Origin of the sequence: Vibrio frigidus (assembly GCF_042465995.1) — a bacterium.
Classification (GTDB): domain Bacteria; phylum Pseudomonadota; class Gammaproteobacteria; order Enterobacterales; family Vibrionaceae; genus Vibrio.
The window spans coordinates 299,751-311,990 of record NZ_JBCDMC010000008.1; the positions used below are offsets into that span (position 1 = coordinate 299,751).

The window sequence follows — 12,240 nt, forward strand, 5'->3', positions numbered from 1 at the left end:
AAAGCAATGTATTACCACTCGCCCACTAATAACCGACTCTTAACCCCGCTAATTTGAAGGCCCATAGCCTCAAATACTTCTTCGAATTCATTACATTGCGGTGGGATATTGGGCAGAGACAACGAAGCTTCAGTAAAAAATCGCTGCGTGGCGGCAGTATCGTCACCCCAAGCAAGCTCCCACCAATTTAAGATACGATGTTTAGATTCTGCTAAGCGAACTCTCTTTGGTAATCTATCTTTTTTCTTCAGATTTTCAGTTTTTGTACTTGGTAAAAGGTTCCACTTGTCATTGTTTGGCCAATAAGCAAAAGGCAAGCAGTGGTCTACATGATAACCATTTGCAAGCTTGGTGCTGCTCCAGACGCTGGTAAGTTTGATACTATTTTTCTGTAGTTCATCCACTCGCTTACGGACACCGCTTGTATCATGACCTATGTCTAACCATATTAATGAGTCATGATAAGTTTGCAGTGATATCTCGTTTTTTTTATTTAGTTCAAATCGCTGCATTTGCGTTATCCATTGATTGACGACCAATGGCTCAATCCATGAATTATATAAGCGGAAACATTCCCAAAGGCTTTGTTTTAAGACCAGTGAGCCAAAACTTTCGAAAAATTGGTTATCAAGATAAATGCATGATTGCAGTTTTCGGTGTTTCCTTGGCGGTTGAGTAGTAAATTCTTGATTTTTCTCTGACATCGAGCCGCTATAGATAAACTTGATTGGTCCATTTTTCATCGTTTTTATCGAAGCTTGAATGGTTTTTTGAATCGCTTTGGCTTCATCACCAACAAATAGACTTCCGACGGCCAAATCGTCCGCTGAAAGATGGGTAATCTGTTCCCAACCATCTGAGGTAATAAAGGCTAAACCCAGTTTAGAATTGCTATTTTGTTGGAGCTGACTATGGTCAACTAAACGTTTGTAGGCCTTAATCCAATAAAGCGCAACAAGCCCTAACGGAATAGATACTTCCCCATCGGTTTTGTCTATCACGCAACCCGGGTGTGCATCAGCTATACGTAGAAGAACACGCAACAAGCCAAGCTTGTAAGTAGAACTTTTGCTGTCGTTAACAATAATGTGCCTTACTTTATTTAAGTCGCCAGTGCCATCATCTGGCAGTGTCATCACAACCGTTTGCCAAGTAACATCGTTACGTTCAAGGCTATCATCAGAGTTCGATACATGCCTGACCAATAAGGCCGTATCTTGAGCAAAACGTTCTAACTCTTCTACCGACACAGGATAACTTTTTCGCCCATCATTGAATTCACCATGCCGAAGTGAAATAACCAACTTACCATTAGGTGATAATAGGTTTGATAATTTACGAAAGGCGCGAGCACGGTGTGTCGGTGCTAAATGCATCCATACCGCACTGACTAGAATAAGATCGAAACGAATGCCCAAATTATCGACCTTTTTAAGGCAAGGAAGCTCATCCTGTAACCAAGTAACCTTGCTTCCTGTCGCTTTTTTTCCTTCAGTGAGCATCGACAACGCAGGTTCAATTGCGAGAACATCCGCACCTAGGTCTGTCATCCATTTAGCATCACGGCCAGAACCTGCGCCAACATCTAAAACTCGCTGACCAACCGTTGGCCAGTAATTAGCCCAAGTGCGATGAACAACCTCGAACTCGACGGCGTTATACTGCTTAGATAGTTGCTGAGCATTTTCATTGTAAAAAGAAGAGGTTGTAGACATAACGTTAACCGCAGGCCAATTTTACTTAATGATATCTGGCTTGGTTACTTAGGACTATAAAGGTTTAATAATGGGTTAAGTATTGTGATCTTTGTCTCAGAGAAGGTTCATTCTCATGCGGTCTAAGGTGCTAGTTTCTGTTAATTTACTATTCGTTTAGCTAGGTGGTACGAGGTTTGGCAACTTCCCATAATGAGAAGTTGCATTTATCTAAATACTATTCTACATAATAAATACACCTAAAAATATCTAACAAAATTAAACCATCGAAAATTAACAACGATATTTTTCGAGTCACGATCAATTATTGTCCCGCTACATATTTACTTACTTCGATAGTAGGTAGTTATACATTCCTGAGCTAACAGTGCGATTCATATCAAACATAACTTTCACTACTGATACGTCTCCCGCTTTTGACTCCATGCTAGTTTGCTCGAAACTATCATCTTGTGGGGTAATATCTCCCATATAATAAAACTCAGTACCTTCATCGTTACTCTTCTTAATAAATAATGGTAGACGCAATCCGTTTTTGTAATCTCTAATGGCTTTAACATCTGGACTACTAAGCTTTCGTTTAGACTTCGACATCCAACTGAACACCGATTTATTGATGAAATGGTCCTCATATTTAGTGGTTTCTGATATCCCATCCTCTTTGTGATAATTAACAAAGATCGGACAATTAGATTTATCTGAACTTACAATATAACCCCCGACGTTTTGCGCTACAGGGTTCTCTTCCCAATTCAGGATCCGAAATACATCTTTTCTTGAATATTTCTTATATAGCTGAAATCCGTCAATAAAATCATCTTTAACAAAAAACTTATTATATTGTGAAATCGAATAATCGACACTATCCTCTAGGTACCTTTTAAATATGTCATTTTTTAGTAAAGATAAAAACTCTGGATGCCAATGGAATTCGTTATTTATTATCTGAACAACTTTAAAACCGTATATTTCACTTAATTTTTTAAGTTTTTTATTTTCATTCCCAGTCACAAAATTTAGATTCAAATTGTGTGAGAAAGAACTAATTGTACTTTCAGTTATAATTGAATCATATTCTGCTTGCATCATGATTTTCAGTTCATCGATATCCAATATCGACTTACTTAAGAGTTGCTTTAAAATGAAAGACTCACCTACTCTTTTACCATTATTTACTTCACTAGAAAGTACCTGTAAAAGCTTACTTTCTTTTTCATTGAGGCTTCCTACCAGCTTAGGTTCAAATTGCTCAGAAAAGTTAAACAACGATTTGCTATAATTAACATATGAAAACGGATCACGAGAACCATGATTTATAAAATCCATCATAAGCGGTGCATAGCCAAGCTTAAATTTCAATAAGTTATAATCTTTAACCAAATCTCTTTTGGTTTGTAGATTCGATGAATCAATGGCTTTATAGATTTTCTCTTTTGCTATGTTATCGAAGTTAATTGTAGATGCACCAGGAATAGAAGCATCACTATTAGACATTAACTTCCTTAATGTGTCTTTATTGTAAGACTCATCACCGTATAATGCAATTGGTACTAAAAAATTATTCTTATAATTTCCAATAAAATCAATAACCGTCAAGTAATCCTTATTATCAGATTTCCTAAGCCCTCGTCCAAGCTGCTGTACAAATATAATCGCTGATTCTGTAGGCCTTAACATGACAATCTGGTTAACTGACGGGATATCAATGCCTTCGTTGAAAATGCCTACAGAGAAAATATAATCTATTTTTGTTTCTAGGTTCGTTGACTCTAACCTTTCTATAGCAACATCTCTCTGAGCTTCAGTATGTTCACCAGTTAACGCAATAGATTTATGGCCATTGTTAGTAAATGCCGATGCAAGCGCTTCGCATTCTTTAACCTCTGAACAAAAAACAAGACCTCTAACGTTCCCATTATCACAACCATACTGCTTGATACGTTCGAGGATATGTTTAACCCGTTCTTCCTGTACCAGAACGTTAAGAGCAGACTTATCATCAATGGTATTGCCATTTAATATGACTTCAGTAATTCCGTAATAATGGAACGGTGCTAGTATATCCATTTCAAGTGCTTTTTTAAGTCGGATCTCATAAGCAATATTGTGATCAAATATCTGAAACACGTCATCACCATCTGTTCTTTCTGGTGTTGCAGTCATTCCTAAAAGAAATTTCGGATTAAAGTATTTTAATATTTTTTTGTAGGAAGCAGCACTTGCTCTATGTGTTTCATCGATAACGATATAATCAAATGCATCTTTATCAAATTTGGTAAGGTGATCATCTCTAGATATGGTTTGAATTGTTGCAAAAATAAAGTCTTTGTCCAACTCAGTATTATTACCTGAATATAAACCAACTGTTTTCTGGGCTTTGAATACAGTTTGATAAGTTCTCATTGCTGCTTTTGCAACATTAGCTCGATGTACGACAAATAACATACGAGATGGATCTACATTTAGAACATCAAAAGCAGATAGGTACGTTTTACCTGTGCCAGTAGCAGAAATGAGTATGGCTTTAGAGGCGCCTTTATCTCTAAGTAAAGAGAGGTTTATTAACGCTTCTTCTTGCATTACATTAGGGTGAATATCATCATCAATTTGTATTTTGCATGAAGCTTGTAATTGCTTCGAAAGTGCCTTCTGTTGCTTATAAATAATCTCATAACTATCTATAAACTCTTCCGTCACAATAGTTGAACGTTCAAATTCCATAGTGAATTCGTCTATTGCTCGGGATGAAAGCTCCCCATTTTTACTAGAGGACACTTTGAGATTCCACTCTTTATTTAATGTTAGAGCATTAGCCGTAAAATTACTGCTGCCAATAATAAGGTTATGAATATCTCCTTGGCTGAATAGATAACCTTTAGCATGAAAATTTGACTCAATAGCAATACGGACATCAATATTGCTAAATTGTAGTAGCTGCTTTAAGGCTTCAGGCTGTGTAAAGTTAAGGTATTGGGAAACTAATACTTTACCTTTAATATTACTCTTTTCGAGTTCTATTAATTCTTGCTTCAAACAGGCTAAACCACTGGACGTAATAAACGCGACAGAAAACCAAAAGCTATCACATTGCTGCAATTGTTCTTTAATTGTTGTCACCACTTTCTTACCTTGTCCATCGTTGACAAGAAACTCAGGTTGAAGCGAATGATTTGAAATGAAATTTTTATCTATAAAACCTGTTTCTAATGCTTTTTGAAGTTTTATCATTTGATGATTCATGTACTAAGCCATTAGTTTTTCAACAAAAGGAATATCTGCTGCCGCCCAATCCAACTCAATTAACTCATCAATAGATAACCATTTCTTATCAATGTGCTCTGTAAGGACTATATTTCGATTCTCTACCGGACAGATATATGCATGCATAGTAATGTGGAAATCTGGATAGGTATGGTTCACCGTCATAAAGTATTCCGTTTGTGTAATATCAAGATGAAGTTCCTCTTGTAATTCACGAATGATAGCTTGTTCACCAGTTTCACCAGCTTCTATTTTCCCACCGGGAAATTCAAACTTATGATGGATATAGTCAAACTTTGCAGGACCGCGTTGAACACATAAAACTTTGTTCTCATGTTGGATTATGGCTGCTACTACTTCGATACTTTTCATTTAAAATCCATGTTGAAATATAATACTTTAATAGTTCATTTTAAGGTATTTTCACACAAAAATCAGCTTGATATGCACACATAAATCATCTATAGAAAGTGATTTTTATTGACTCGAAAGCTAGATGTTCAAAAGACAAAACAACGCCCAGATTAATCCCGCAGAAAGAACTAACTTTACGTCAAACCCACCAATTTATCGATTCTTAGACCAACCTAACAAAACAACCATTGCACCTAACCCTATGTTTTTATACTCTGTTGCGGCACTGGCAAAATCCAGTGTCGGGTTTAGGACCCCGCCCTACACACTTACGACACATTGATTTTTTAAAATCATCATGTGTAGCCCAGCACACTTAGAATTATGGTGGGCTGAGCGGGGCAGCTTCGGCTGGCCGTTTCGTAAGTGGCGGTAGTCCTAACCCTGTTCAGTTCACCACCCATAAGCTTAGGACCTTTCGGTGGTGATTCGCTCAATCGCTTACGGAGGCTACTATGCCAAACGAAAACCCAACTCCAAACCTAAACAACACCACACTCCCACTACTCGCCCGCGACTATCTGTCGACGCTTTACGCTACCTGTACGGATAAAAACGAATTAGAAATGAAAACCGTGATTAACTATTTGAATGAGTTGATTACAGAAGATGAACTACGAGATGCTTCTCGTCTTTGAGTTACGTATGCGTTCCCACGCTGGAGCGTGGGAACAAGAGAGATACGAGTTTGGTTGATACCGCCATGTGATCACACGTGTGATTACCGAACGACTAACAAGCTTTTTCACCATTGCTGCCTAGAGTTAATACACGACTGTACTTTTCGGACATGCCTTTACCCTACCAAAAGTTTTCCGAATTCAGCTCACTCAGAGTTTATGCCTGATATAGCTGTCTAACTTCTTAGTTTAATTACTAAGCTTTTGATTTAAATTGAAATTACAAACGAAAGACAGCATCATATGACTGTAAAGTACGGTCAAGAGCCGAATAAAGAACTATGTATAACCAGAGGGAACAGTATGAAAATACAGCTTGTAAGAAGTAGTGACCCCTTATTCGCAGAGTCTTTAACCAAGACTAATATGGCGGCTTACTATCAGGCTCGCGATATCATCTGGGATAACAACCAGTTCCTATGTAGTTGGGAAGAGCTAGATAACTATGAAGTTCACTTAGACAACACGCGTGTTGGTGTTCTTCGTTTTAGCTATAGTGGCGATACTACTTTCCTGAGGGACTTTCAGCTTTTACCTGAGTTTCAAGGTAGAGGTGTTGGGTCTGAATCTCTTGAGTTAGTTGTTAAACATGCGCTCAATTGTCAGTCTACTCAGCTAGTTCTACGCGTGTTTAGTGAAAACCCAGCAATCAAACTATATGAGTCCAAAGGCTTTGTTAGAACTTCTGATGTGAAAGGGTTGGTTGAAATGGCGCTCCCTTTAAGTTCAAACACATAAGGATTAATATGATTGATACCTTTCGGTGGTGATTCGCTCTATCGCTTACGGAGGTTACCCTGCCAAACGCAAATTCAACACCAAACCTGAACAACTCTACACTCCCACTACTCGCCCGCGACTACCTGTCGACGCTTTACGCCACCTACACGGATAAAAACGAATTAGAGATAAAAACCGTGATTAACTATTTGAATGAGCTGATTACAGAAGATGAACTGCGGAGTGCTTCGCGCTTTTAAGTTATGTATGCATTCCCACGCTGGAGCGTGGGAACAAGAGATAATAAATCTACATTGTCATCATAACCCCGCCACGCTCGCAGGGTTAATCCGCAGACACATATGGCATTAGATAACAACTACGCGGCCATCCACTTTCACCCCGGTTTTCTCACTTATATCGCCTTTCGCGGTGCTTTTAATGTAATTGATAAGTTCAGCTCGATATAACAACCCCGTTTCAACTGATAGTGTTTTGGCGATACCCTCAATAGAAAATCCAAGGGCCGGTTTTGGTAGCCCAAGAGTGACATCATTGCCCGCCCAGTTACCGCGGCCATTAGCAAGATAACTATTAATAGCCACCTTAAATGTTTTGTCTGGGTCAATAAGCTGGTTATCAAATGTTACATCGGTTAACTGGTTATCGGCAGAGCTCTCACCCGTTTTTATGCGATAACGTAGGCGCGAGGAAAAATGCAAGAAACCGCGCTCCAAGAAACCTCTAGGGTCTTGATTACCACCAAATGTTGTGAGTTCTTGGCGAAGGTATACTCTCTTCACGTTGCTCTCTAACATCGCGAGCAATTGTGCGCCTGTCATATCAATTAATACGATATCATCCGCGTATGGCATCATTTTGTAGATATCGCCTAACGTAATGTCCTGACCAACAGGGAGACCTTTAACACCAGTACCATTAAATACCGCAATGTCGACCGCTCCCGATGGGAAATACTGGCTCTGATGCTCTATCGCATCATTCATAAAGTTGGCGATAGCCGACTCGCCTATATAACGGTCAATGTCATTATTTTCAACGGATAGGGTTTCGATATTCGCTGTTTTTCCCAGATATTCGCCAAGTTTTTCTTGCAAGCTCGCCATAAGTGGGGCGATATAACTTGCCTGGAACTGGGCATCAAAATCACTCGCTTTCTGGATACGGTCAGCACCATTACCTGGGTAAACCGGCAGCAATTGGGCTTCAGTCAGCTGATGCTTCCCATTTCTCACTTGAACAAGCGCTTCACCAATATAACGACCATACGCACCAGCTTGGTGAATGGATGCTACTCCAAAGTAATTTCTAGCTTCTAGGTTATTTTTGTTGAGTACCGTGTGAGTATGCCCTCCAATAATCGTTGCAGGCTTGCTTGAGTGTGTGCGCATAAAATTAGCTACCTCAACATCACCAAAGCTAAGTACATGCCGCTCTGTTCCGCCCAATAAGTCCCCATTGTAACCGATGTGAGACAGTACAACCCACGCGTCAACGTGCTCTTCTAACGCCAAAACAGCATCGGAAAGCGCTTGCTCCGGATCGGCGATCGTCAACTTAGGGTCGCTCGCGGTTTGGGTGTAAATTGCTTCATCCGTTGTTAAGCCAATAAACCCGATTCGCACGCCTTTGCTAATGCCAACCGCATACGGATAATGATAATCATCAAAAATGGAGTTCACCACGTTGGCACTGAGTACTGGAAAATGGGCATCTTGATTTATCTGTAACTGAGCAATTTCTGTTTGTTTGTCGTACTCATGGTTGCCGATAACAGCCATGTCCATCCCCGCAGCACTATACGCACGATAAACCGCGCTCATCTCAAATGACGCAGGGGTGAGGCCCAGTAACTCATCAAATTCAGAGCCGATATGATCATCACCGGCACTAACAAACAACACGACTTCGTTATCTTTGGCTGCATTTCTGGCCGTGCTCACCCGTTTTGCAAGCTGCGCCATTTGGTAGGTATCCCCTTTAGCAGAGGAAGACATCAAGCGATGGTGAAGGTCGTTTACATGGAGAACGCGTAAGTCAAAATTCATGTTAGGTTTAAGCTGCAGAGGCTCACCGTCTGAGCTAGGGATATAAATGGCTTCCAGATATCCTTGATGGTTCACGGGAGCTCGTTTAAATTTGATTTTTTCTTTTGCGTTATATGTTACAGCTTGAACGGGTACTGCTCCTGCTAACGTGCCAAGACCAATGCCTTTAAGCAGAGTTCGTCTATCCATGATGGTATCCTTATTGTAAATAGACGAAGCATATATATTTAACGTGAACAAATAATTTCAGATTAATGATCGTTCCGTTTAACCGTTGTGGGGGACTTGAAATGAAATATATCGTTGGATATCAACTATGCGCGGAATCGCTAAGCAACGTATGTATTCCCACGCAGGAGTGTGGAAACGAGAATATCTTGTTTGTATAAACGCAGATTAGCTGGCTAAACCATAAATTGCATAGTCACTTCGGCCGTTTCGGTAACCGCCTTTGAATACTGCTCGTACTCATCCACCAACTGGTTAATTAGAATATCTATCAGAAGCAACGCACTTACTTTTGAGGCAAATGACCCGCCAGTTAACGGTCCTTCCGGACGAGCCGCCACTAAAACCTCGTCTGAACTTGCCGAAAGCGGGCTGTGCCGAATGTTGGTTAAGCTCACCACGGGTACCTGCTGGCTTTGCGCTTTCTTGGCGGTGTAAACAACATCTTTAGTAGAACCTGAACTTGATATTGCAAACCACATGTCGCCTTGCTTAGACGTAACCGAGCGCATGGCAGCAATGTGTGTGTCTTCAAATATTATCGAGCATTTACCTATACGTGTTAAACGGTAGGAAAGGTAGTGCCCTACCACATTAGACGCGCCAACACCCACACAATAAATATTGTTAGATTCATGGATTAATTTACAGATGCGCTGAATCTGCGTTCTATCAATTAAATCACTGGTGTCCTGCAAGCTAGTCATCGCATTTTTAGTGGCAACATGAATCAAATCACTATTATCACCACGTTCTGTCTGCTTTTGACGAGCTTGTGGCTGATTAATCTCAATCGCCAGCGCCATGCGAAAATCAGAATATCCTTTAAACCCTAAGTCCCTGCATAAGCGAATAACCGTCGCTTCACTCGTGGCCGTTTCTCTCGCAAGTACCGTAATCGTAAAATACTGAACACTATCCGAGTTTGATAAGATAAAGTTGGCAACATTCTTGAGCTTGGGGCTGTAACTATCAATGTTATAACGCAGTCGAGTGAGCATGTTAGTTTGAGTGGACGTATTCATGATGAATTTCATTCTATTTTTATTCGCTACGAGTATAACGCAAGTCGCGACGAATAAAACAAGAACCCAACGGGCGTTGGGTTCATTTATCCATAAGTTGTTATAGATTATACTTTTCTATGATTTGATTCTTATAGGTTTCAGCTTGAGTTCCGTATATTATTTGAATGCCATCACCAGAACGAATCACTCCTTTTGCATTCAATGATTTCCAAACATCATCATCCGTTACTAATGCGCTGTCTATTACTCTGACACGCAAGCGTGTAATACAAGCATCTAGCGTTGATATATTCTCTACACCGCCTAGGTTTGTCACTATATCGTCGATTAGACCAGAGTCTTTACCGTTATAATCTTTACGGGTGTAAAGCTTGTTATCCGAGTCATTGCGACCAGGTGTTGAATAGTTAAATTTACGAATCATAAAGCTAAATACATAATAATAAACAACGGCGTAAACTGGCCCCAAGATCAAAATCCATTGGTACGATGTTTTCGCCATGCCTTGTAACAGGCCGAAGAACGTAAAGTCGATAATTCCGCGAGAGAACGTAATACCAACCGCGACATCTAGCATATGCATTAGCATATATGCCACACCTTCAAGTACCGCGTGTATCGCGTAAAGTGCTGGTGCAACAAACAGAAAAGTAAACTCTAAAGGCTCAGTGATACCCGTTAAGAATGAAGTAAGCGCGGCTGAAATCAAAATGCCTTTTACTTTCGCTTTGTTCTTATCATCCGCACAGCGGTACATAGCTAAAGCGGCGGCAGGAAGACCAAACATCATTGGCAAGAAGCCGCCGGTCATTGTGCGTGTCGCTTCTGAACTAAAATGAACAGTGGTTGGATCAGCGAGTTGAGCGAAGAAAATTTTCTGCCCTCCAGAGACGAATTCACCCGCAACTTCTTGAACACCGCCAAGCTCGGTATACCAGAACAATGGATATATCGCGTGATGGAGTCCAAATACATTCAGCAATCTCATTAATGAACCATAGAAGAAAGTGCCTATATATCCCATAGCAGAGAATGCTTCACCTGCGAATATGATAGATTTAAAAATAGGTGGCCAAATAAAAGGGAAAAAGAAGGCGAGAGGAATAAAGAGCAACATGGTCATCACGGGCACAAAACGGTTGCCACTGAAGAAAGCTAAGTAATCAGGCAAGGCGACATTCGAGAAACGATTAGTAATAAAAGCCGACAACAAACCACAGACGATACCACCAAATACACCTGTTTGAAGTGTAAAAATACCCAGTTCTTTCGTGTACAACGATGTTAAACCAACGGCTCCGTCGGGGCTTGCGCCTGCAGCAATAAGTGCATCAACGGTTGTTGTTTCCGGTGTAAGACCTTGAAAGCCCAACAACGTACCGATGACGGTATGAAACAAAAGAAAACCTAATACAGCTGATAACGCGGCAGTTTCCTTATTTTTGTTCGCCATACCAATAGCCACACCAACCGCAAACAAAAGCGGTAAGTTCGCAAACACAAATAAACCCGATTTAAAACACAACACTAGGAACTGGTTAGTCACGGTTCCTGGGGCTAAGAAGGTTAGATTGTACGTTTCGATGAGTGGCCCACTAGTAAAAGCACCACCAACACCGAGCAAAATACCCGCGATAGGCAGAACGGCAATAGGCAGCATGAATGCCCTACCGATTTGTTGAAGTACTGAAAAAATATTGTTCATACATTCTCCATTAATTAATTGTTTTAAAAGATATTTTATTTCTTTTGATGAGTGAAAATATTCATTGGATCGCGTTGATAGTAGACGCATGAAGATTTTCTTCAAATGAAATGGAGAAAATGTGTGATCTATATTGAAAATTATTTTCATAGTTAATGAAACATATCTTCATACTGTGAACGGTTCATCATCATTGCCGCACACAGCAATAACCATATTGAGATTCGAACAATTTTGCCCTCTCTTAATTCAACAAGTACAAGGGGCGCGATTAGACAGCACAGAAATTATCGCTGTGATGATTAAAGCGGTTGAAAGCAAGGGTGTATTTGACTTAAGAACAAGCAATCTCTCAAGTTATTGATTTACTAGCTTATACGAACCTAATCTCTTACTATAACTTCGGTAACATTATTGATT

Annotated in this window: 8 protein-coding genes; 2 read left to right on the forward strand and 6 right to left on the reverse strand. The window is 40.1% G+C overall.

Annotated elements, in window-relative coordinates; translation table 11 throughout:
• Positions 1 to 11 precede the first annotated feature (11 nt).
• The 3 genes from AACW90_RS15750 to AACW90_RS15760 form a co-directional block, all read right to left on the reverse strand.
• Positions 12 to 1,715 carry a class I SAM-dependent methyltransferase gene (locus AACW90_RS15750; protein WP_390236234.1) on the reverse strand — a complete coding sequence of 568 codons (1,704 nt, stop codon included), beginning with the start codon at positions 1,713 to 1,715 and terminating at the stop codon, positions 12 to 14.
• Positions 1,716 to 2,042: 327 nt separating this feature from the next.
• Positions 2,043 to 4,955, reverse strand: a complete 2,913-nt coding sequence (locus AACW90_RS15755; protein ID WP_390236236.1) for a DEAD/DEAH box helicase — start codon at positions 4,953 to 4,955, stop codon at positions 2,043 to 2,045.
• 3 nt (positions 4,956 to 4,958) lie between these two features.
• Positions 4,959 to 5,348, reverse strand: a complete 390-nt coding sequence (locus AACW90_RS15760; RefSeq protein ID WP_390236239.1) for a (deoxy)nucleoside triphosphate pyrophosphohydrolase — start codon at positions 5,346 to 5,348, stop codon at positions 4,959 to 4,961.
• Between the two features lie 497 nt (positions 5,349 to 5,845).
• Here AACW90_RS15760 and AACW90_RS15765 point away from each other — a divergent pair, with 497 nt between their 5' ends.
• Positions 5,846 to 6,028, forward strand: a complete 183-nt coding sequence (locus tag AACW90_RS15765; protein WP_390236241.1) for a hypothetical protein — start codon at positions 5,846 to 5,848, stop codon at positions 6,026 to 6,028.
• Positions 6,029 to 6,373: 345 nt separating this feature from the next.
• Positions 6,374 to 6,808, forward strand: coding sequence for a GNAT family N-acetyltransferase (locus AACW90_RS15770; protein WP_390236242.1), 435 nt, complete (start codon positions 6,374 to 6,376; stop codon positions 6,806 to 6,808).
• A 350-nt stretch (positions 6,809 to 7,158) separates the two neighbouring features.
• Here AACW90_RS15770 and AACW90_RS15775 read toward each other — a convergent pair whose 3' ends face one another.
• From AACW90_RS15775 to AACW90_RS15785, 3 genes are all read right to left on the reverse strand, one after another.
• A complete protein-coding gene (locus tag AACW90_RS15775; protein ID WP_390236246.1) occupies positions 7,159 to 9,048 on the reverse strand; it encodes a bifunctional metallophosphatase/5'-nucleotidase in 1,890 nt (629 codons plus the stop codon).
• 215 nt (positions 9,049 to 9,263) lie between these two features.
• Positions 9,264 to 10,112, reverse strand: a complete 849-nt coding sequence (locus AACW90_RS15780) for a MurR/RpiR family transcriptional regulator (protein ID WP_390236249.1) — start codon at positions 10,110 to 10,112, stop codon at positions 9,264 to 9,266.
• A gap of 100 nt (positions 10,113 to 10,212) precedes the next feature.
• The gene (locus AACW90_RS15785) at positions 10,213 to 11,820 is read right to left on the reverse strand and encodes a PTS transporter subunit EIIC (RefSeq protein ID WP_390236250.1); all 1,608 of its coding nucleotides are present in this window, start codon (positions 11,818 to 11,820) and stop codon (positions 10,213 to 10,215) included.
• Positions 11,821 to 12,240 lie beyond the last annotated feature (420 nt).